The sequence below is a fragment of the Pedobacter yonginensis genome, from assembly GCF_003173595.1.
GTDB lineage: Bacteria > Bacteroidota > Bacteroidia > Sphingobacteriales > Sphingobacteriaceae > Pedobacter > Pedobacter yonginense.
Genome location: NZ_QGNZ01000001.1, coordinates 261,621 through 284,811, shown reverse-complemented (window position 1 = coordinate 284,811; position 23,191 = coordinate 261,621). Strand labels below are relative to the sequence as shown.

20 protein-coding genes and 1 tRNA gene are annotated in these 23,191 nt (G+C 37.4%); 9 read left to right on the top strand and 12 right to left on the bottom strand.

Features of this window, described 5'->3' with window-relative positions; genetic code table 11:
- Positions 1–72 precede the first annotated feature (72 nt).
- The 7 genes from DHW03_RS01370 (at position 73) to sucC (ending at position 5,456) form a co-directional block, all read left to right on the top strand.
- Positions 73–708: a hypothetical protein gene (locus DHW03_RS01370; protein ID WP_109923965.1), complete on the top strand. Its 636-nt coding sequence runs from the start codon at positions 73–75 to the stop codon at positions 706–708.
- Positions 709–710: 2 nt separating this feature from the next.
- Complete coding sequence (locus tag DHW03_RS01365; protein ID WP_109923964.1) at positions 711–1,007, top strand: winged helix-turn-helix domain-containing protein; 297 nt, start codon at positions 711–713, stop codon at positions 1,005–1,007.
- 47 nt (positions 1,008–1,054) lie between these two features.
- Positions 1,055–1,366: a hypothetical protein gene (locus tag DHW03_RS01360; RefSeq protein ID WP_109923963.1), complete on the top strand. Its 312-nt coding sequence runs from the start codon at positions 1,055–1,057 to the stop codon at positions 1,364–1,366.
- A 4-nt stretch (positions 1,367–1,370) separates the two neighbouring features.
- On the top strand, positions 1,371–2,936 hold the full coding sequence (locus DHW03_RS01355) for a DUF4153 domain-containing protein (RefSeq protein WP_109923962.1): 1,566 nt from the start codon (positions 1,371–1,373) through the stop codon (positions 2,934–2,936).
- A 10-nt stretch (positions 2,937–2,946) separates the two neighbouring features.
- Positions 2,947–3,564, top strand: a complete 618-nt coding sequence (locus DHW03_RS01350; RefSeq protein WP_109923961.1) for a hypothetical protein — start codon at positions 2,947–2,949, stop codon at positions 3,562–3,564.
- 128 nt (positions 3,565–3,692) lie between these two features.
- Positions 3,693–3,980, top strand: a complete 288-nt coding sequence (locus tag DHW03_RS01345; RefSeq protein ID WP_109923960.1) for a hypothetical protein — start codon at positions 3,693–3,695, stop codon at positions 3,978–3,980.
- Between the two features lie 276 nt (positions 3,981–4,256).
- Complete coding sequence (gene sucC / locus DHW03_RS01340; RefSeq protein ID WP_109923959.1) at positions 4,257–5,456, top strand: ADP-forming succinate--CoA ligase subunit beta; 1,200 nt, start codon at positions 4,257–4,259, stop codon at positions 5,454–5,456.
- A gap of 310 nt (positions 5,457–5,766) precedes the next feature.
- Here sucC and DHW03_RS01335 read toward each other — a convergent pair whose 3' ends face one another.
- The gene (locus DHW03_RS01335; protein ID WP_109923958.1) at positions 5,767–5,973 is read right to left on the bottom strand and encodes a helix-turn-helix domain-containing protein; all 207 of its coding nucleotides are present in this window, start codon (positions 5,971–5,973) and stop codon (positions 5,767–5,769) included.
- Between the two features lie 502 nt (positions 5,974–6,475).
- On the opposite strand from DHW03_RS01335, the gene DHW03_RS01330 reads away from it, so the two are divergent.
- Positions 6,476–7,336, top strand: coding sequence for a sigma-70 family RNA polymerase sigma factor (locus DHW03_RS01330; protein ID WP_010601359.1), 861 nt, complete (start codon positions 6,476–6,478; stop codon positions 7,334–7,336).
- A 102-nt stretch (positions 7,337–7,438) separates the two neighbouring features.
- Here the strand turns inward: DHW03_RS01330 and DHW03_RS01325 are convergent, their stop codons facing one another.
- From DHW03_RS01325 to DHW03_RS01295, 7 genes are all read right to left on the bottom strand, one after another.
- Positions 7,439–8,302 carry an AMP nucleosidase gene (locus tag DHW03_RS01325; RefSeq protein WP_205940949.1) on the bottom strand — a complete coding sequence of 288 codons (864 nt, stop codon included), beginning with the start codon at positions 8,300–8,302 and terminating at the stop codon, positions 7,439–7,441.
- Positions 8,303–8,438: 136 nt separating this feature from the next.
- A complete protein-coding gene (gene clpX / locus DHW03_RS01320; protein ID WP_109923957.1) occupies positions 8,439–9,677 on the bottom strand; it encodes an ATP-dependent Clp protease ATP-binding subunit ClpX in 1,239 nt (412 codons plus the stop codon).
- Complete coding sequence (clpP, locus tag DHW03_RS01315; protein ID WP_109923956.1) at positions 9,661–10,368, bottom strand: ATP-dependent Clp endopeptidase proteolytic subunit ClpP; 708 nt, start codon at positions 10,366–10,368, stop codon at positions 9,661–9,663. Before clpP ends, clpX begins: the two co-directional genes overlap by 17 nt.
- Before the next feature lie 420 nt (positions 10,369–10,788).
- Positions 10,789–12,138: a trigger factor gene (gene tig, locus DHW03_RS01310; RefSeq protein WP_109923955.1), complete on the bottom strand. Its 1,350-nt coding sequence runs from the start codon at positions 12,136–12,138 to the stop codon at positions 10,789–10,791.
- Between the two features lie 176 nt (positions 12,139–12,314).
- Positions 12,315–12,396: transfer RNA gene (locus DHW03_RS01305), tRNA-Leu, on the bottom strand.
- A 151-nt stretch (positions 12,397–12,547) separates the two neighbouring features.
- Complete coding sequence (locus tag DHW03_RS01300) at positions 12,548–12,856, bottom strand: hypothetical protein (RefSeq protein WP_133248478.1); 309 nt, start codon at positions 12,854–12,856, stop codon at positions 12,548–12,550.
- A 59-nt stretch (positions 12,857–12,915) separates the two neighbouring features.
- On the bottom strand, positions 12,916–13,713 hold the full coding sequence (locus DHW03_RS01295; protein WP_109923953.1) for a helical backbone metal receptor: 798 nt from the start codon (positions 13,711–13,713) through the stop codon (positions 12,916–12,918).
- A gap of 250 nt (positions 13,714–13,963) precedes the next feature.
- On the opposite strand from DHW03_RS01295, the gene DHW03_RS01290 reads away from it, so the two are divergent.
- The gene (locus DHW03_RS01290) at positions 13,964–16,153 is read left to right on the top strand and encodes a bifunctional alpha,alpha-trehalose-phosphate synthase (UDP-forming)/trehalose-phosphatase (protein ID WP_109924961.1); all 2,190 of its coding nucleotides are present in this window, start codon (positions 13,964–13,966) and stop codon (positions 16,151–16,153) included.
- Between the two features lie 218 nt (positions 16,154–16,371).
- Here the strand turns inward: DHW03_RS01290 and DHW03_RS01285 are convergent, their stop codons facing one another.
- The 4 genes from DHW03_RS01285 to cobA all read right to left on the bottom strand — a co-directional run bounded on the left by DHW03_RS01285 (position 16,372) and on the right by cobA (position 23,042).
- On the bottom strand, positions 16,372–18,156 hold the full coding sequence (locus DHW03_RS01285; RefSeq protein ID WP_109923952.1) for a glycoside hydrolase family 15 protein: 1,785 nt from the start codon (positions 18,154–18,156) through the stop codon (positions 16,372–16,374).
- A gap of 520 nt (positions 18,157–18,676) precedes the next feature.
- The gene (locus tag DHW03_RS01280; RefSeq protein ID WP_109923951.1) at positions 18,677–19,945 is read right to left on the bottom strand and encodes a glucose-1-phosphate adenylyltransferase; all 1,269 of its coding nucleotides are present in this window, start codon (positions 19,943–19,945) and stop codon (positions 18,677–18,679) included.
- A gap of 10 nt (positions 19,946–19,955) precedes the next feature.
- Entirely contained in the window at positions 19,956–21,368 is a 1,413-nt protein-coding gene (locus DHW03_RS01275) for a glycogen synthase (RefSeq protein ID WP_109923950.1), read from the bottom strand.
- Between the two features lie 879 nt (positions 21,369–22,247).
- Positions 22,248–23,042 carry a uroporphyrinogen-III C-methyltransferase gene (cobA, locus tag DHW03_RS01260; protein ID WP_109923947.1) on the bottom strand — a complete coding sequence of 265 codons (795 nt, stop codon included), beginning with the start codon at positions 23,040–23,042 and terminating at the stop codon, positions 22,248–22,250.
- Positions 23,043–23,191 lie beyond the last annotated feature (149 nt).

The following is a 23,191-nucleotide window of genomic DNA, read 5'->3' as shown; positions in this document are numbered from 1 at the left end:
TTAAGCCTTTTCTAAAATAAATTTGGTATTCCAAAAATCTTGTTTAACTTTGAAAAACAAAGCACTTTCAAAATGAGCACTCCAGAAGAACAATTAAATACCTTAAAAGACATTAGGCAAATGATGGATAGATCATCAAGATTTATTTCTCTGAGTGGTTTATCTGGGGTTTTCGCCGGTGTTATCGCCCTAATTGGGGCTTACTTCGCAAACGACGAAATTGATAAGTTTGTAAATAAGCGTGGTTATGGCTATGGTGTTGATGGCGAAATGGATTTGGAGTTTAACCTCATCAAACTTGGCATTTTTGTACTGATTATTGCCTTGGCTGGAGGCGTTTTGTTTACGTATAGAAAAAGTCAGCAAAATAACCTGCCCATTTGGGATAAAACATCCAAGTCATTGTTAATCAATCTATTTATCCCCCTTCTTGCAGGTGGCTTGTTCATCATTGCATTACTGATTAACCATCCAAATACTTATGCAATTATCGCCCCTAGTTGTTTGATTTTTTACGGTTTATCTTTAATCAATGCGAGTAAATACACCTATAGCGATATACGATATTTAGGTTTTTGTGAGGTTTTTTTAGGCCTGGTTTGCATGTTTTACGTTGGCTATGGCTTAATTTTCTGGGCAATTGGTTTTGGGGTACTGCACATTATATACGGTTTGGTAATGTATTTCAAATATGAAAGGGGCAATTAAAAATGAAGAACCCCATCGCAGATTTAAATAAATTATTCGATAGCCGAATCCGCTTGGGCGTAATGTCTATGCTCGTGGTAAACAACGAAATTGGCTTCAACGATTTAAAGCAAATGCTAGAACTTACAGATGGCAATTTAGCTTCGCACTTAAATACCTTGGAACAAGCAGAATTTATAAAAGTACATAAGGGTTTTATCGGAAGAAAAACCAGCACCACCTACTCCATTACCCCTTTAGGCAAGCAAGCATTTAAGGCGCATTTAGATGCACTTGAAAAAATGATCAAAAAACTTTAAACTCTTTTTTTTAACTATTTACTTTGAATTACAAAGCACTTTTAATTATGGAAACACAAAATGATTACCCGCTTTACATCACTAGCTTTGCTAAGAAGCTTTCTCTTTACTCGTTTATAATTGGCATTGTACTAACGCTTCTATTTCTATTAACTAAAGAAGGTTTCTTAATCGGTGTTGGCTTATTATACAGTGGATTGGCTTTTGTTTCTAATACACTCGTATTGTTGATGTTGCTATTAAGCCTCGTCCTACATCGAGATCAAAGGCAAGAGATTTTGCTCACGATATTAATTTCCCTAGCCAATATCCCAGCATTTTGCGCCTGTTTTTATCTGATAACCCTATCTCAATTTTAATAAAATGAAAAATAAATCTAATTTTTTACTCTTAGCTACCCTACTCGGCGGTCTGCTGTTTAACTTCCTCTTCTGGAAAGAAAGATTAGCACTTAACCTTATGATTTACAGCATCTTCTTAATGATGACAACCTTCATTAATCCAGAAGTAATTAATTCTGCGAAGCTAAAAATGTATGGATCTGCACATCTTTTGGCTGCTCTCTTGGTTGTGATCAACAATTCTGATTTAACGCTAGTAAGTTACTATATCAGTTTGCTAGCGTTTATCGGAATCGCACACAACCAGCAAATTAGAACCATTTTTGTTTCCATTTTAGCAGCCCTTTTACAATTGGTAACCGTTCCTTTTAACGCCATAAAAAACTTAACTACGGTTAGAATTGGCAATTTGAGCTTAAAACCCCTTTTTAAGTTGTTGAAATATATCCTCATACCAATCACCATCATCATTATATTTACTAGCTTATATTCGGCGGCAAGTCAGGTATTTGCTCATTACGTAAGCCTCATGCTCACACATGTCGGAAATGCTTTGGCTGAGGTGATCAATTTCTTTTTTAAAGATTTAGACTTCGCCCGCATCATCTATTTTTGCTTTGGCTTGCTCCTAACAAGTGGTTTGTTGATTCCATTTTTTGATAAAAGCCTTCAGAAAGCAGAGCTTAAATGCACCGAACAATTGGTTAGGTTGCGAAAAGGAAAAACAACAACAGCTTGGTTTGAATTTTTAGAAATTTTTACAGGAGGTTTGTTGCATCGAAAACTTGCCTTGAAAACCGAATACATTATCGGCCTAATTTCTTTCATTTCATTAAACCTACTGCTTCTGCTGTTAAACACGATTGACGTTACCACGCTCTGGTTTGGCTACAAACCATCAGGAAACTTTTCTAGCGAACTCCATCAAGGCACTAACAGTTTAATTTTCAGCATCTTGATGGCGATGTTGGTCATTATCTACTTTTTTAGAGGCAACCTAAATTTTTTTAGTAAAAGCAAAACGCTGCGCACATTGGCATTTGCTTGGATGGTCCAAAACTGCATTCTAATTATCTCTGTATTAATTCGCGATGGGTACTACATCGAATTTCACGGCTTAACCCACAAACGCATTGGAGTTTTAGTATTTGCCCTACTTTGCATCATCGGCTTATCTACCGTATATATCAAAGTTGCCAAGCAAAAAACCTTATTCTACCTCTTTCAAACGAATGGTAAAATCTGGTTCATCCTGTTGCTGATGTTCAGCACCGTTAATTGGGATGTTTTCATTGTAAAGTATAACCTAAGTCGAACAGATTCGATTGCTATCGATGCGGATTATCTCATCTCCCTATCCGATAAAACACTCCCGTTCTTAGATAAAAACAGGGCCAAAATCGGGCAATCGACAAACAACAAATCAGAAACCAGAACAGCTACTTATTCAAATCTACAACAAACCCTACTTCAAAAACTCGATGTAAGAATTGATTTTTTTGAAGAACGATATAAAGAAGCAAGCTGGGTATCGTGGAATGTGCAAGATTGGAATACAGCAGAATATTTTGGACTAAATCGCAAATAAAGAGCAGATTATGGAAATAAATAAAATTTTAAAATGGATGTTGATACCTATCGGCACTGGGTTAATGCTCTTTCTCGGTTATTATGTTTATTCAATAATAATCCTATTTGCGATATTTGAGCAAACCTATGATAAACAAGATCTGATTGAAAACTATAGATTAAGAAAAAAATCCATTTATGAAGTAAAGAGATTTGCCAAATCTATTATCCCTAAAGATAAGGTGATTACCATTGAATTCGAAAGTAACTCAGAATTGTTCATTTTTCACATTTCAGACAAGAGCGGAATTACACAAAATTGGAGCGTGGACCTTGATTCAAAAAAAACAAACTCACTTCTAGCCAAATTAGGTTGGACAAAACAAACTATTTACACACTTAAAGAAAAACTTGATGAAGCTGATTGTATATCTATTAAAAATACAGAACCATTTACAATTGGATATCAACGAAGTGGATTGGGCATTTATTTTTACAATATTTTTGATAAACCCATGAGTGAGGATCAAAAAAAGGAATACAACGATGGTTGCACACACATCCTTTACAATGACTTCGTAGCGTTAGAGTACGGGGGTGGTGCTGTTGGACCCCAATGTTTCGGAATCAATGATAAAATAGAGTAAGGATAATCTTTTTTACAAATGACCACTCTCCCCTTGTCCGAACCTTCTATCATTTAGCCAACCCCCAATGCCCTCCGTGTTGGGAATGAGGGGGCAAGCATTTTAACCATTTAATCATTTAAAATACCATGAAAGATAAAGGATTACTAAGCACCACAAAACAAAGAATTGCATTCATTTTGATAGCAACTGCCTTGGTTTTAAGCATACCCTTAATTGCTATGCAGTTTACCGAGGAAGTAAAATGGACACTGTCTGATTTCTGTACCGCTGGCATCTTGTTGTTGAGTACAGGATTTGCGATAGAGCTGATTATTAGAAATATGCAAATCGGTGTTTTGAGAACACTGATGCTGCTCGGAATTTTATTGGCACTATTTCTAATCTGGGCAGAATTGGCGGTTGGCATCTTCTAAAATCCGTTTGTTATGAATGGTTAAAACCATTACAAAGCCCAATTCGAGGATAAGAATCACAGAGAAAATAGTCTCACATGAGTAAAAAATTTTAAGGTGTTGATCAGTTTCTCTCGCAACTTACACCAGATTTTAAGCACCACAATTAAAAAACATTGTGCCTTAGCAAGGCCATATTTCCCGATTAACACAAAAGGTTCATTTTCTCGAAAAAATCGGCAGTAGCTATTTGTTTAAAGGGTTTGAAATTGTAGCTTTGGGCAAATTTTGTAGCAAATGAATATTCACGAATACCAGGGTAAACAAATATTAAAAAGTTTCGGTGTTAACATTCAAGAAGGAATTGTAGCCGATACTCCTGAGCAAGCTGTTGAGGCTGCTAAGCAACTTAAAACTGATTACAACTCTGATTGGGTTGTAATTAAAGCGCAAATTCACGCAGGTGGTCGCGGTAAAGGTGGTGGTGTTAAGTTAGCCAAAAACCTTGATGAAGTTAAACAACGTGCAACCGATATCATTGGCATGCAGTTGGTTACACCTCAAACCGGAGCAGAAGGCAAATTAGTGAGTAAGGTTTTAGTTGCTCAGGATGTTTATTATCCAGGTGCTTCAGAAACCAAAGAATTCTACATTTCAGTATTGTTAGATCGTGCAAAAGGTCGCAACATTATTATGTACAGTACCGAAGGTGGTATGGATATCGAAGAAGTTGCTGAACACACACCACATTTAATTTTCAAAGAAGAAATCGATCCTAAAGTTGGTTTACAAGGTTTTCAGGCCCGCAAAATCGCTTTCCAATTAGGTCTTAGCGGTGTAGCACATAAAGAAATGGTTAAATTTGTTAGCGCTTTATATAAAGCCTATGATGCTACCGATTCTTCAATGTTCGAAATTAACCCTGTGTTAAAAACAAGTGATGATAAAATTATCGCCGTTGATGCAAAAGTTGATTTAGATGAAAATGCTTTGTTCCGCCATGCCGATTACGCGGCCATGCGTGATACAATGGAAGAAGATCCGATGGAAGTTGAAGCAAGCGCAAGTAATTTAAACTTTGTTAACCTTGATGGTAACGTAGGCTGTATGGTTAATGGAGCTGGTTTGGCAATGGCCACAATGGATATCATTAAATTAGCCGGTGGCGAGCCTGCTAACTTCTTAGATGTTGGTGGAACTGCAAACGCTCAAACCGTTAAAGCCGCATTCAACATCATCTTGAAAGATAAAAATGTTAAAGCCATACTGATTAACATTTTTGGTGGTATTGTGCGTTGCGATCGTGTAGCACAAGGTGTTATCGATGCTTACCAGGAAATTGGCGACATTCCAGTTCCAATTATCTGCCGTTTACAAGGTACAAATGCTGTAGAAGCTAAAAAATTAATTGACGAATCTGGTCTTAAGGTTTATTCTGCTATCGCTTTAAAAGAAGCAGCAGATTTAGTAACCAAAGTTTTAGCCGAACAAGAATAATTTTAGGCAACAGCTTAAAAGCAAAATATAACATCAAAACCTTTCAGTGCGAACTGGAAGGTTTTTTTGTTTAAAAACGAATGCTATTACCATTAATTATTAGAAAAGCAGGGTTCAGTGTGCTTCGGTACCTACAGCCCTGCTTTCACTCCAATCTTTTTGTTTAGGCACTGCAAACCGAACCACGTGCGGTTAAACAAAAAGGATTTCCGTTTAATCAGGTTTAGCCAACAAGGGCAAGGTGCATCTTGGCAAGGCGCTAAAAAAGGGAAACTCTGTGTAGCAATTTCAGTTCCCTAGCGATAAGGGACTATTCCGATTTAAATTCGAAAAGATCACCAGGCTGACAATCCAATGCCTTACAAATCGAATCTAATGATTCCAATCGGATTGCCTTGGCCTTGCCCCTCTTCAGTATAGAAAGATTAGACATTGTAATCCCAACACGCTCACTAAGTTCGGTTAACGACATTTTTCTACGGGCAAGCATAACATCTAAGTTTGTAATAATGGGCATAATGCGAAAAGTTTTGATGAAATAATTAAAGCTGAAAAACGAAAAATGAAAAACCAAGTTGAAAATACAAAAGCAGAAAGGCTCGAGCCGAAATAGCATAGTGAGGCGTAAAATCCACACGTTTCAAGGTTAACGCCGTTATCATGCTCACCCTTTAGCTTGTCCGCTTTCAAATCTGGCCGTCTTCCACTCCTCCGCCTTTCCGGTTTCAATTAAAGTAAACGTCATATTACTTCAAGAATTTAAAGACTAAACATAAAAATTTATTTATTATAAATCAAGATATATTTATTGAATTTCAATAAATATATCTTGATAATCAATTAATCAGTCTCAAGCCCTAACAATAGTGACAAAAACTTTATTGGAATGATTTTTGTTGTAAGTAAAACTGTATAATACATGTGCAAACACCTACATTTTCAGTATTTTATCCTTTTAAATTGCTATACAATTTCGTAGCTTTGCACACTCAATAATTTTAAGAGCACAACACGTATAAATGAGACAACTCAAGATAACGCAATCCATTACCAACCGTGAAAGTCAATCGTTAGACAAGTACTTGCACGAAATTGGTAAAGTAGATTTAATAACAGCAGAAGAGGAAGTAATTTTAGCAAGGAAGATTCGTGAGGGTGATCAAGCTGCTTTAGAGCGACTTACCAAAACCAATTTACGTTTCGTTGTTTCAGTTGCAAAGCAATATCAAAATCAAGGTTTAACTTTAGGTGATTTAATTAACGAAGGAAACTTAGGTTTGATTAAGGCTGCAAAGCGTTTTGATGAGACTAAAGGTTTCAAATTTATTTCTTATGCTGTTTGGTGGATTCGTCAATCCATTTTGCAGGCCATCGCAGAACAAAGTCGTATTGTACGTTTACCTTTAAACCAGGTAGGCTCGCTAAGTAAAATTAGCAAGGCTTTCTCTAAATTAGAGCAAGAATATGAACGTGAGCCATCTCCAGAAGAATTAGCAGACATTTTAGAAACCACAGTTGATAAAATCTCTGACACTTTAAGTAACTCTGGCAGACACGTGTCAATGGATGCACCATTTGTTCAAGGTGAAGAAAATACATTGTTAGATGTATTGGAAAATCACGAGCCTAACACCGATAGCTCTTTAATCAACGAGTCATTATCAGAAGAAATTAAACGTTCTTTATCTACCCTTACTGAAAGAGAAAGAGAAATTATCGTTTTATTCTTTGGTTTAGGGTCTAACCACCCACTATCTTTAGAAGAAATTGGCGAGAAATTTAACCTAACCCGCGAGCGTGTTAGGCAGATTAAAGATAAAGCGCTACAACGCTTACGTCATACTTCCAGAAGCAAAATCTTAAAATCTTATTTAGGATAATAAATAAAAACATTTATTTAAAAATAGAAAAGACCAGCAATCGCTGGTCTTTTTTTTGTGGACGACTGACATTCAATCTCCTAATTTGATATTTAATAGATTTTAAAACAACAAGTGCTTTACGGTTAATCCATTATTAATTAATTGTTTAAGCGAATCGATACCTATTCTTAAATGGGTTTCCACATATTTCTCGGTTACGGTGCTATCACTTTCTGCCGTTTTAACGCCTTCAGGTATCATCGGTTGATCGGAAACCAAAAGCAATGCACCAGCTGGAATTTTATTAGCAAAAGCGGTGGTAAAAATGGTTGCCGTTTCCATATCAACTGCCATTGCCCTTAATGTTTTTAAGTACTTTTTAAATTCTTTGTCGTGCTCCCAAACCCTGCGGTTGGTGGTGTAACAGGTTCCAGTCCAGTAATCTCTGCCATGATCTCGTATGGTTGTAGAAATTGCTTTCTGCAAAGCAAATGCTGGCAATGCAGGCACTTCTGCCGGAAGGTAATCATTTGATGTTCCTTCTCCTCTAATGGCGGCAATAGGCAAAATCAAGTCGCCCAAAAGATTTTTCTTTTTCAACCCCCCGCACTTACCCAAGAATAATACAGCCTTCGGTTTAATGGCAGTAAGCAAATCCATCATAGTAGCGGCAAGCGGGCTTCCCATACCAAAGTTGATGATGGTTATACCATTTGCCGTAACGCTTTGCATGGGCTTATCTAAACCCATAATTGGGGCATTGTCATTCCATTCAGAAAACATGCTCACATACTTACTGAAATTGGTTAATAAGATATAATCGCCAAACTGATCTAGGGGCCTGCCAGTATATCGGGGCAACCAATTTTTTACTATATCCTCTTTCGATTTTAAGCCTGATTTGACAGGACTTTCTACTTCTTTTATTTTCTTTGATTTCTCTACAATGCTCTCGTCTTTTTTTACGTCTTTTTCTTCATTCATATTATAATAATTTAGCGCCCAGCAATAATGCACCAGGCGTATTTTACAAAAAAATGGCCTCATTAAAAAAATAACGACTGCCAATTTTACAATTTAAAAAAAATCCCCTCGATTTTCGCGAGGGGATTTGATTTTTTTATGCGGCCTGCAACTTTTTAAAGTCGGCCTTTTCAAATTTTTCCACTGCATAATCCAGATTGATGTGCAATTCCTTCACGTCGGTTTGTGTAGGGATGTCGAACATCGCATCCAACATAATGGCTTCACAAATCGATCTCAATCCCCTTGCGCCAAGTTTATATTCCATTGCTTTATCTACAATGAAATCCAATACATCATCTTCGAATATCAAGTTAACATCTTCGTAAGCAAAAAGCTTTTCGTATTGTTTAATCAACGAATTTTTAGGTGCCGTTAAAATATTCCTCAGCGTTTCTCTATCTAAAGGGTTTAGGTGAGAGAGTACTGGAATACGACCGATTAACTCTGGTATTAAACCGAATGACTTTAAATCCTGAGGTGTGATGTATTTGTACAGGTTTTTTAAATCTAAGATGGTATCGTCCTTTTTAACCTTATACCCAACGGCTTGCGTACGCAAACGATTGGCGATTTTTCGTTCTATTCCATCAAAAGCTCCACCACAAATAAACAAAATGTTGTTTGTGTTTACTGGAATCATTTTTTGATCTGGATGCTTACGTCCTCCCTGAGGTGGAACATTCACTACCGTACCTTCTAAAATTTTAAGTAATGCCTGTTGTACACCTTCTCCTGATACATCACGGGTAATGGATGGGTTGTCACTTTTACGCGCCACCTTATCTACCTCATCAATGTACACAATACCACGTTCTGCGGAAGCTACATCATAATCTGCCGCTTGCAATAAGCGGGTTAAAATGCTTTCTACATCTTCTCCAACGTAGCCAGCTTCTGTTAAAACAGTTGCATCACAAATACAAAACGGCACATGCAAAACTTTAGCAATGGTTTTAGCTAAAAGGGTTTTTCCGGTACCAGTTTCCCCAACCAACATGATGTTAGATTTTTCAATCTCCACCTCGTCTTTGTCGATCTTCTGATTTAAGCGTTTATAGTGATTATAAACGGCTACAGATAAAACTTTCTTTGCATCGTCTTGACCAATAACGTATTGATCCAAATGATTTTTAATTTCAAGAGGTTTCAACAGCGAAATTGCCGATTGAATATTTTTGGTACTTTTTGTTCCCAGTTCTTGCGCTAATAACTGATTGGCCTGTGTTACACATTTATCGCAGATAAATGCATCCATACCCTCAATGAGCATTAGCGTTTCATGCTTGCCAGAATGGCAGAATGAGCAACGGGATTCTTTATTTTGTTTCGCCATCTTTCTTAGAGTTTCTCGATAATACTTCATCAACCATACCAAATCCTTTTGCCTCATCGGCAGTCATCCAGTAATCGCGATCTGAAGCTTTCTCTACCCAGTCGTAAGTTTGACCAGAGTGTTCTGAAATAATATCGTACAATTCTTTTTTCAATTTTAACATCTCTCTTAAGTTGATTTCCATATCAGATGCTACACCTTGCGCACCTCCTGATGGTTGGTGAATCATTACTCTTGAGTGAGGTAACGCGGCACGTTTGCCTTTTGCACCTGCTACTAATAAAACTGCACCCATTGATGCCGCCATACCTGTACAGATGGTAGCCACATCTGGCTGGATGTACTGCATGGTATCATAAATACCTAAACCTGCATATACAGAACCACCTGGAGAGTTGATGTAGATTTGGATGTCTCTATCCGCATCTGTTGACTGTAAGAAAAGCAATTGTGCTTGGATAATATTTGCATTTTGATCGTAAATCGCATCACCCAAAAAGATGATACGATCCATCATTAATCTTGAAAAAACATCCATTTGAGCCACATTTAATTGACGTTCTTCAATAATGTAAGGTGTCATCGATTGTGGCGACAAATTCGCCTGTGCAATAAATTTATCTACATGTAAACCGCCAATACCCTGATGTTTAACGGCAAATTTTCTGAATTCTTGTGAATCTATGTTCATGGTTATGAGTTTGGTGTTTTGTAATGAGCATTTAAAGCCATACAAATACGCGAGTTATTTTAATAATTATTTCTTTAACTTGGTTAATTTCCGTGCCAATTTATCTAAATATTGAAGATAATCATTCAGGCCAATGTAAGAAATATATTTTTTTATTTCTAAAACTACTAAAATATTTGCAATCTCAAATGCTGATCGAATTGCAATATACAGATTATGAGGAGCTTCGTTCAAAAACAGCACAAAAATCGCCGGTACATTTGACTTAGATATGCAAAGAGCAGCCCCGTTGAGCTGCTCTGCAAATCTTTAATTTTACAAACTGACAATCGGTCAGCTATTCCAAATCATGCAAAATCTATGGCTTAAATAACTGCCAAAGTTTAAAAGTAATATATAGGTTAATTACCTGCTTAATCTTTAGTTTTTCGCCAAGTCGATAAACTTATCGTAAGTAATTTCTTTTTGATCTAAAGTAGCAACAGATTTAATTTGCTCGAAAGTTTTTAAAGCTTTAACTTCTTCGAAAACACGGTTTGCATTTTCTTTTTCTTGTAAAAACTGAACAGCATACTGCGCCAATTGATCTTCTGGAAGTGGGCTTGGGCTGTACATTCTAAACTGAGCATCTAATTTTGCTTTAGCAGCCTGAACCACATCTTCGTATTTAATTTCGATTTGATTGTCTTTAATGATTTTGTTTTCGATTAAAGTCCATTTAAGGTTTTTAGCAAAATCATCATATCCCTCTGACAACTCTTCATCTGTTAACTTTTCGTTAGTGGCTTTCAACCAACGACGTAGGAATTCATCTGGTAATTCGAAGTTATATTTAGTTAAAAGTTGCTCATAAATATCATTTGATAATTTACGGTCTGCATCTTGTTTAAACATATTTTCAACTTCTTCAGTAATTTTTGCTCTGAAACCAGCTTCGTCAGTTACAACACCTTCACCAAATAATTTATCAAAAAATTCTTGATTTAAGTCTGCTTCTTCTAAACGGTTAACATTTTTAACCACCAATTTAAAATTAGATTTCAATTCCGCAGCATCTTCTTCTGAAATGTTTAATGCTTTAGCGATAGCGGCATGATCTTCTAAAGCTTTTTGAAGATCGATTACCACTTCGTCGTTCTGTTTTAAACCGATTAAAGTTTTAAGTATTTTTTTATCTTTTACTTGGTCTAAACGAATGGTACCGGTGCTGGTGATGCCTCCTTCGAACACAGAACCATCTGGAGAAAGTTGAGTGAATTCGCCATATAAAACGTCATCTTCGGCAGAAACCTCTGGGTTGCTCATTTTGCCATAACTGCGACGGATATTTTTGATGCGACTTTCTAACGTATCTTCGTCTGCTTTAACCACGTACTCCGTGAACTTATCTTTGGAGGTGATTTCTACTTCGAAAGCGGGTGCCAGGCCTAATTCATAATCAAATTCAAACTCATCTGTGTTATCCCATTTAAATTCTCTTTCATCATCCATTTTAGGTAGTGGCTGACCTAAGATTTCTAATTTTTGTTCGGCAATGTAATTAGATAGCGTATCGTTTAACAAATTGTTAACTTCTTCTACCAAAATGCTTTTGCCATACATTTTTTTAATATGAGCTGCAGGAACCATTCCTTTACGGAAACCAGGCAATTGGGCTTTTTTAGCTTGGTCTTTAATGGCTTTATTTACTTTTTCAGTATAATCAGCAGGTGCGATTTTGATTTTTACAACAGCATTTAAGTTGCCGGTTTTTTCCTGTGTAATATTCATTTTTTTGAGATATGAGTATTGAGATGCGCAATTAAATTATAGAATCGAGACATGATTTAATAGAAAAAGACACATTTCGCTCCAAATTAAAACAGCACATCAATTTTTATATTTAACCAATGTTATTTAAAAAAATAAAACCGTTCCGATTTAAATCGGAACGGCTTCATTTGTAGTGCGGATGAAGGGACTCGAACCCCCACGCCGTGAAGCGCCAGATCCTAAGTCTGGTGCGGCTACCAATTACGCCACATCCGCAATTAGGATTTATTTTGGATTGCAAAGATAGAAATTAGAATCAATTATCAAAAAGTAAAGGAAACAATTTCTGAAATAATTTCGAGTAAAAAAGCTAAGTGGCTAATTTTAAACGAGAAAGATTTTATCTCTGCGATATGAAAATTCAGTTCTACTTCAAGATTACTTCCGAAACCTCGATCAGTTCTGGTCCACCATCTACCGGATAACCGGCAACTTTGGTACCTTTAAGCGTTACTTGCTTATCCAGATAGGTATCTAAAATAACCGAAGAACTTTTTAGCGCATAGGGTTTACCACTAGAACTTATGGTATGCGTTCCGTATTGATAGGTGGAAATGCTTAGCTTTTGAATGCTTCCAGAAAGTGTTATAACATCGCCACCGTCGGTACTGCTTCTCATCATAAAACAACTAGAGAGAACAACTACAAGAAGCATTAATATTGATATTTTTTTCATGTTTATTTGATGGGATGATGGCTTTAATTAACCAATTATACAGTATGAACAAGCAATGGCTAATAAAGTTCTTTCTGAAACTCAAAAAAGTACTGTACCGCTTTAACCAATCGGCTACCATACCAACTAAACATCTCACCATCTACCAACATTACCTTGATGTTTGGCAATGCTGCTCGAATTTCAGTCATGTGCTTCTCGGTAAAGGGATAGGGTTCTGAAGAAAGCAAAATCATTTCGCAATTGGTGTTTTGAAGCTCTTCTAGGTTAATTTCTGGATAACGACTTTGCTGAATTACATTGGTCATTCCATTCATTAATAGTATATCATCTATAAATGTATTTTTACCCGCTGCCATAAAAGGTTTCCGCCAGATTAAATAAGCCACTTTTTTATCGATATGGTGCTGCACTGCTAAGGTTTTTAAATCATTAAAACCCGCAGAAATGAGGTGATTCAAATAAGCGGCTTCGGGTTCGCGATTAACCAATGCGCCAATTTGTGTTATGGTTTGCATGGCATCATCTAAAGTGGCTATGTCACTCATCCATACCGGAAAATATTCAGCCAATTCCTCAATATCGCTTTGCGTGTTTTCCTCTTTATTGCCAATAATTAAATCGGGTTTTAAATCTTTAATTAAATCAATGTTCAGCCTTTTGGTGCCTCCTACTTTGGTGCGTGCGGCAAATTTCTCAATTGGGTGGATGCAAAATTTTGTCAATCCGATAATTTCTTGATCCAACCCTAAATCAAATAGAAGTTCGGTTTGAGACGGTACGATAGAAATAATGCGCTTGGGCGGAAAATCGAAATTGATTGTTCTTCCCATTTGATCGGTAAATGATTTTTGCATGGTACAAAGGTAATTTAACCATCCCTAAAAAGCATGTATGTGGTTACAAATTGTTTGGATTTCTCTTAAGGAACGTGAAACCGACAATCTAAAAAATCACCAAATCATCGCCCTATTTTTTAAGTAAAAGGGACAAAAAACTTGGAAGTTAGTTCAAGTTCCAAAAATCATTTGAATGTTTGTAAACACTTATTTTCAAACAAAAAAGGAGTTGAGCGCTTTTATTTATGTGGATACATCAAATACAAGCATGAAAACAGTTATCATATCGAACAGGCTACCCGTCAAAATCATTGAAGAAAATGATGAATATACGTTTATCCCAAGCGAAGGCGGACTGGCTACCGGATTGGGAGATGTTTATAAAACGGGCAACGCTATATGGGTTGGTTGGCCAGGAATTGAGGTACCTTTAGAGCGACAAGAGGAAGTGAAACAAAAACTAGCGCAACTTAACCTCTACCCAGTTTTTCTTACCCAGAACGAAATTAACTTATATTACGAGGGCTTTTCTAACGAGGTGCTGTGGCCTGTGTTTCATTATCTGGTTACCTACGCCCACTATGAACAAAGTTATTGGGATTGTTATAAATCGGTCAACGAGAAATTCGCAAAAAGTGCCATGCAGGTGCTCAACCACCGGGATAAGATTTGGATTCAAGATTATCAACTGCTGCTTTTACCCGGCATTTTACGGCAAAAATTAATTTCAGCAACGATTGGATTTTTTCAGCACATTCCATTTCCATCTTATGAAATATTTAGATTAATTCCTTGGCGGGAAGAAATTTTGAATGGACTAATTGGTGCCGATTTAATTGGTTTCCATACCTATGATGACGTTCGACATTTTCTGAGCACAGCAACACGTTTATTGCCAATTCATTCCTCATCCAATATATTGAGCAGCAACGAGCGACAAATTGTGGTAGAGGCTTTTCCAATGGGGATTGATTTCGAAAAATTTTCTAACCTTGCCCAAACCCATGAAGTTAAAAAGGAGATGGATTACTTCCGCTCTGGCAAAGATGAGGTTAAGATTATTCTCTCTATAGATCGTTTAGACTACAGCAAAGGCATTTTGGAACGTTTGAAGGCTTTAGAGTTGCTTTTGCAAATGCACCCTGAGTATATTGGCAAGGTGGCGCTGTTTATGATTGTGGTTCCCTCTCGCGATACCGTTCAGCAATACAGCGATTTAAGAGATCAAATCGATCAATTTGTGGGCAATTTAAACGCCCGGTATCGCTCGATGGATTGGATTCCGGTAAATTACTTTTACCGCTCTTTCCCGATTGAAATGCTCTCTGCACTCTATTCATCAGCCGATATTTGCCTGGTTACGCCAATGAGAGATGGAATGAATCTAGTGAGTAAGGAATATGTAGCGAGTCGGAATAATGAAGATGGGGTACTCATTCTAAGTGAAATGGCTGGTGCATCAAAAGAACTAACCGATGCTTTATTGGTAAACCCCAACAACTTAGGCGATATTATGGAGGCCATTGTGGTTGCTTTGCAAATGCCTTTAGAAGAGCAACAACGAAGAATGATTGCCATGCGGGCAATAGTAGAAAAATTTAATGTAAAGCATTGGGTAAATAATTTTATTTTAAGATTAAACGAAGTGAAAGATTCTCAAAAATCATTATTAACAAAACATGCAGTAAATTCAGTTAACGAAATTATTGCCAAAGCCTATTCTACAACGAAAAACAGAGTGTTTTTTCTGGATTACGATGGCACTCTGGTAGATTTTGCAGGAAACATTGATGAAGCCTCGCCAGATGAGGAATTGTATGACTTGATTGAAAATTTAACCATCGACAAGCGCAATAAAGTAATCATTATCAGCGGTAGGAGACATGAAACCCTTGAGGATTGGTTTGGACATTTAAAGGTTGATTTAATTGCAGAACATGGTGCTTGGCAAAAAGCACAGGGTGAAAATTGGAACAGTTTGCCCCTACTTACCGATCAATGGAAACAGGAAATTAAATCTCAATTGGAAACCTATACTGATAGAACTCCGGGTTCCTTTATTGAAGAAAAAAGTTATTCGCTGGTATGGCACTACCGCAAGGCAGAGGATGGATTGGGTGAATTAAGGGCTAACGAAATTGTGAGTCATATGAGGATTTTGGCTGCCGACAAAGGCTTGCAGCTAATGCCCGGTAATAAAGTTATTGAGTTTAAGAACATGGAAGTAAATAAAGGTAAAGCCGCCTTAAATTGGCTACACAACAAAAACCCCGACTTTATTTTAGCACTTGGCGATGACCATACCGATGAAGATATTTTTAAAGCGCTACCTAACGATGCTTTTACAATTAAAGTGGGTAATAATCTATCAGAAGCGAAGTATTATCTTAATGATTTTAAGGAGGTTAGGCAGTTACTTTGGTCTATCGTGAAAGAGGAGTTTATAGAACGGACTTAATTTATCAGTGCGGAAGGCAAGAATAGCATTAATGGAGCTCATAGGTTTTGCCAATCGTCTCATACTTAATGAGGAAACATTCCTCCCCCTTAGCTGGTAAACTCAACAAAAAAGTAAACGCGGTGCAACAAATGTGGAGACTATACCATTCAGTCTCCGGCCCACCGAATGTAACCATAAGGCATGGTTAGTGATGAGACACCAACCATGCCTCAAATTTATAAAAATATTGGCCTATCGAGTTTAATAGCAATGCGATAAGCGGCATTCATTAAACCAACATGACTGTAGGCTTGTGGGAAATTACCCCACTGACTGCCAGATTTTGCATCAACATCTTCGCTAAATAACAGTAAATGGTTACAATATTTTATAATGTTCTCAAATTCTGCAATGGCTTCATCATTTCGTCCAACGCATGCCAATGCCTCAACATACCAAAAAGCGCAGATTAGAAAGGTAGTTTTAGGTTTACCAAAATCATCCTCGTGTATGTATCTGTAAAATAAGCCATCTTCGGTTTTCAATTCTTTCTCTAAAGCTATTAAATGATCTTTAGCCCGATCTGATGCAGGATCTAGATAGTTCATCATAATCAACTGTAATGTGCTGGCATCCAAATGCGAGCTTCCAACGGCATTAGTATAAACCTTCCTTTCAGGATCATAACAAGCCTCGATGTGTGCCGCAGCCTTATCAATTAAAATTTGAGCACGCCTTTCAAAATCTGCATTTCCAATAGTTTTGGCCATTTTGAGGGCCGCATTTGCACCCGCCCATTGAAATAAATTACTGTAACAATGCACGTTGGCAATATTTCTGAATTCCCAGATACCAGCATCCTTTTCATCAATGGTTCTTTCTATTTTAGAAAGCACACCCTCAATCCATTTAACTGAATCACTTCTTTCCGAAAACACAAAACGATGATCGGTGTATAAAGGCAGCATGGAAATTAAAACCTGACCATAAATATCGTTCTGGATATGCTCATATGCTTGGTTTCCAATCCGAATTGGCTGTTCTCCCTCATAGCCCTCAAGATGATCTAGCGTAGTTTCCGTAATTTTCCTTTCGCCTGTTATGCTGTAAAGCGGTTGGTATCGATCATCTTCGGCATGAGAAATATCAGATAAATAACTGAAATATTTCTCCATCTCTTCAAAATGACCGATGTGGTTTAATGAGGTTAAAACATAATATGAATCGCGTAACCAACAGTACCGATAATCCCAATTGCGTGTACTTCCAGGAAATTCGGGTAAGCTTGTGGTGCTGGCCGCGATAATTGCGCCGGTATCTTCATACTGGTGAATTTTTAAAACAAGCGCCGAGCGAATGACAAGAGGCTGATAAAAACCTGCTATAGACGAGTGTTTAATCCAAAGGCGCCAATAAGAGATGGTTTCCCGTAAAAAATTTTCTGCGGTGCTTACAATTGGGGCTTCCAGATTGTAGCCATAAGTAAGTATCAGATATTTTGGTTCATTTAATACAAAAGCAGTTTCATCAATGATGTAACTTAAAGAAACATTGGTACTTAATCTGGTGTTTTCATCGCAACCCATATAATCGATGTGGTTGCTGCCTCGGGTGGCTTTCATTTTCCCTTGTCCGTAATCGCACACTGGGTCGCATTTAACCGTGATTCTTGGATTTCCTTCCAGCGGTTCAATTTTTCTAATGAGCATTAAAGGTTTGAAGTAACGCTCGTAAAGATGGAATCTTGGGGCGAAGTCGGTTATCCGATAGGTACCATCTCCAGCGGTAATTTCCGTCCTTAATACATTTGTATTTTCGATATAGTATTGCGTGGAAGTGTATTCACCTTGAGGTAAAATCGAAAACTCTCCGCCTTTCTTTTTATCCAACAGGCTTCCAAAAATAAAAGGACTATCAAATCGTGGCCAGCAAAGCCAAGATATGTCTGTATTTTTGTTTACATGCGCAATAAATGCACAGTTTCCTATAATTCCGGTTTGATAAAGGTGTTGATCTGCCATGAGCAATTTTTAAGTTTATTATTTTACGTGAGTTCGGGATAACAAAAATTTCTTTTAGAACTGGCTGATACCCTGAAATAAATTCAAGGCAACGAACCCTACAACCATCTTTCAAAATCTACTCATTACACTGGATTAATTTCAGCATCGTAATGGATATTGATCGCTTTGGTCTCGCTCCTTTTGGCATAAACCGAACTCAGGTTATTTAACAAACCGATGCTGAAAATGTTGGAAAAAATGCATATTAATATCTTGCCCCGAAAAACTTGCATTGCGTACGGTTTGAGTACCATACAAACCTTCAATTAAATAAGCCTGATTGAAATGGAAAGCCCGCAGCGTAGCGAGGACTTGTAATGAAAAGCAGGACTAAAGTTGCCAAGTATTACAAACGTTCACTTTCAAATTTAAAAATGAGGCGTTTAGAAAAGGCATGTATAGGTTTCGAAATATAATGATAATAAAAAGCCAGCTTAGAAAGATCTAAACTGGCTATGTTTTTAGTACTTAAAAGGATTTAAATCACTGTTCCGCTTGGCAAAACAGCACCTTTTTTAATAACTACAATACCGTCTTTTACGGCGTAAAGTTCGAAATCGCCATCTTCTAAATGCGGACCACCGTTAATTTTAACATCATTGCCGATGCTACAATTTTTATCGATAATGGCATTGTTGATGTAGCAACGATCTCCAATACCAATTAATGAATGGCCTGCATCGGTTTCCGTTTGAATTTCTTCTAACGTTTGGTATCGATCGCTACCCATGATGTAAGCGTTGGTGATTACGGTTTCTTTACCAATTCTAGAACGGATACCCAATACGGCATGTTCTACCCTACTGGCTTGGATGATACAGCCTTCGGCGATAATGGTTTTTTCTAACGTAGTTCCCGAAATCTTAGATGGAGGAAGCATCCGCGCTCTAGTAAATATCGTATGATTGCTATCAAACATATTGAATTTCGGCAACTCATCTGTTAAGCCTAAGTTGGCCTCAAAGAATGATGAAATGTTACCAATATCTGTCCAATAGCCTTCGTATTGATAGCTTAAAACTCTACTTTGAGTAATTGCTCTTGGTAGAATTTCCTTACCAAAATCTTTTTCCTCTTCGTTTTCGTTTAGGATGTTGATTAAATAATCTCTATTGAAAACATAGATACCCATTGAGGCTAGGAAATTACGACCTTCGCTTTGCATTTCTTCTCCCGTATCCGAAACCCATTCTTCTAAACCTGTTTTTGGTTTCTCTATGAATGAGGTAATCATATTTTCATCATCAGCCTTTAAAATTCCAAAATCGGTAGCATCTTTTGCGGTTACCGGAATGGTGGCGATGGTAATTTCGGCGTTGGCTTCAATATGTTTCTCAATCATGTCTTTAAAATCCATCTGGTAAAGTTGATCTCCAGAAAGAATTAGGATATAATCGAATTCGTGCGAAACGATGTGGTGCATACACTGCCTCACGGCATCTGCCGTTCCTTGAAACCAGCCAGAATTTTGCACCGTTTGTTCTGCGGCCAAAATATCTACAAAAGCGGTACTGAAGTGGCTAAAGTGGTAGGTATTTTTGATGTGCTTATTTAGAGATGCTGAGTTGAACTGCGTTAATACAAACATCCTATGTATGCCAGAATTTAGGCAATTGGAAATGGGAATATCTACGAGGCGATATTTACCTGCAATTGGTACAGCAGGTTTAGATCGTGTTTGCGTTAATGGCGATAATCTAGAGCCTTGGCCACCGCCGAGGATGACACCTAAAACTTTGTCGGTCATACGTTTAAGCTTATTTTAATATTTGGTATAATTCTGTATAATTTAGCGCTGCCCTATCCCAAGAGTGGTCTATTTTCATCATGGTTTTGCGCACCGCTTTAAATTTCTTTTTATCGTTGTATAGTTCTATCGATCTGTTTATGGCGTGGGTAACATCCCAAATACTGGTTTGATCGTGGCAAACGCCAAAACCTCCATCGCCGATATCCACTACGGTATCTTTTAAACCTCCAATTCTACGTACAATTGGCACGGTTCCGTACCTAAGTGCATATAGTTGGTTTAAGCCGCAAGGTTCCACCCTCGATGGCATTAAAAGAAAATCTGCACCAGCATACATTTCATGCGAAACCTGTTCATTGTACCCAATGTAAACATTATATTTTCCGCCGAAAATATCTTTAAGCTGATTTAACCTTCCTTCAACCCAATTATCGCCAGAACCTAAAACCAGTACATTTATATGATCGCCGTGTTGCTGTAATGCGGTGTAAAAAATATCAGGTAATAAATCTGCGCCCTTTTCATCAACCAATCTGCCAATAAAAGTAAACAGTGGTTTAGATGGATCTAATTGAAAAACATTACAGAGGGCTGTTTTGTTTGCTAATTTCCCAGCTTCTACTGTTTTAATATTGTAACTTTTTCCAAGCATGGGATCGGTTTCCGGATTCCAAACTTCGGTATCTATCCCGTTTAAAATGCCAACGCATTTGTGCCTTTCTTGTCGCAATAAGCTTTCTAAACCACGGGCATTATTCATCATCTCTTCCAAATAACTTGGCGAAACAGTGGTTACTCGCCAAGCACATTTTATAGCTGATGCTAAAGGATTTATATCCTTATCCCATTCTAGCAAGCCAGATTTCCACAAATCGAAGGCAGGTAAGTAGTATAATTTATCCCAGCCAAACTGGCCCTGGTATTGTGCATTATGAATGGTTAACACCGTAGGAACGCCACTTATAGCAGCGTATTTTACAGAATTGGTAACCATAAACGGAATTAATCCGGTGTGGTGGTCGTGGCAATGAATTACATCAGGGCGATGCTCCCACTGTACAATCCAATCCAATACTGCAATTTGAAAAGCGATAAATCGTTCCGTGTCGTCTCCATATCCATAAACATTAGGTCTGTCTGTTAAACCTTGGATATGAACCACATACAAGTCAAAACCGAGCTTATTTGTTTTTTCCTTTAAAACGCGAAATTGGTAATGATTGTTGCCATAATTTGCCCATGCATCGTAAGTTACCTCAAAATCGTTTTCGCGGATAAATTTGGTATCATAAGCAGGAACAACCACCTTGGCAATGTGGCCTAATTTATTTTGATATTTTGGTAAGGCCCCTACTACATCGGCTAAACCGCCAACTTTTGCAACAGGGTAACACTCGGCACTAACATGTATAATTTCCATCAAATATTTGGTGTAGATAACCCCGTCAAGTTACTAATTGTTTTGTTGTTTGCAAATAATGGAAAAATTATTTTTGAAGGGCTTTTGAGTGTATTGAATTGGATCGTTTTGTTTGGTGTAGAGGTAATCATGAAAACCGTTGAATTTGTGAAGGATCAAAATTTTTGAGGGAGTGAATGTTCAGCAATAATGGTTTATCTACCTTAAAACATAAATCTATGAACTTGTGTAGAATCAAATTTCTTTTGAGTTGGGAAGTGAACGTTCAGCATTTCTTGGCTTCTGCTGCCCTGCTTTTCATTACAAGCCTTGCTGCGCGGCGGGCTTTCCATTGCAATCAGGCTTAATAACAATGGTTTATGCTCGGGGTTTATCTACCCTAAAACAGAAATCGATGAATCTGTGAAGAATCAAATTGCTTTTGAGTTGGGAAGTGAACGTTCAGCATTTCTTGGCCTATACAGCCCTGCTTTTCATTACAAGCCTTGCTGCGCGGCGGGCTTTTCATTGCAATCAGGCTTAATAACAATGGCTTATGCTCGGGGTTTATCTACCCTAAAACAGAAATCGATTAATCTGTGAAGAATCAAATTTCCTTTGAGTTGGGAAGTGAATGTTCAGCAATAATGGCTTATCTACCCTAAATCATAAATCTATGAACTTGTGTAGAATCAAATTGCTTTTGACTTGGGAAGTGAACGTTCAGCATTTCTTGGCCTATGCAGCCCTGCTTTTCATTACAAGCCTTGCTGCGCGGCGGGCTTTTCATTGCAATCGGGCGGAGAAATATATGTCTGTCAAGAAAAAAACCGCCAACGTTAGTCAGCGGTTTTAACAACAAAACAAATATATGTGGTTTAGATTAGATAAATTTTAAGTTTAGTATTCGTTGGCAATAACTTCATAGAAATCTCTGATGGGTTGAAACTGTGGATGCAAGGATACCACATCTCCAAAAACCAATAAAGCTGGGGCAGTAATCTTTTTATCTGAAACAATTTCTGCAATCGTATCTACAATGCCTACAGCAATTTTCTCATCTGTTGATGAACCGTTTTGGATGACCGCCACAGGAAGTAAACCCTTGTTTTCTCCCTGAAAAATTGCAGCAATCTCTTTTACCTTGGCAATTCCGTTTAAAACTACTATTGTAGCCTTAGTTTTCGCCGCAATGTATAAATCTTCCGAAATTTCTCCTGTTGAATTTGTACCCGTTACCGCCCAAAAGCTTTCGCTTAAATCTTTGTAAATCATCGGGATTTTCTGCAAACTTGGTGCGCCTGTAGCACTTGAAATACCAGGAATAATTTCTGTTGGAATGCTGTATGATTCTGCCGCATCTATTTCTTCATAGCCTTTGGCAAAGAAAAAAGGATCGCCACTTTTTAATCTCACAACATGGCCATAGTTTAAAGCATAATCTACGATAAGCTTATTTACAGCTTCTTGCGAGAAATCTTCATCATCAGTTCGTTTACCGACATATACTTTCGGTATCCCATCTGGCGCATGACACAATAAAGCTTCGTTCACATTTGCATCATACAAAACAACATCAGCTGTTTTTAATGCCTTAACACCTTTTAAACTAAACAAATCAGGATCCCCAGGACCTGCTCCTATTAGTGTAATTCTTGGTTCAATGTTCGCTTTTTCTACTTTATTTAAAATCATGACAGAAAATATTGGCTCGTTATAATTTTTATTAATTATACAAATATATAAAGTCTATAGATATTGTAGTAATTTATTTTAAAATAATTTATTCAGAACTCTAAAGGGCAAAGCTCGTTTTATAACAATTGCTGAGTTTGGTGGTTATT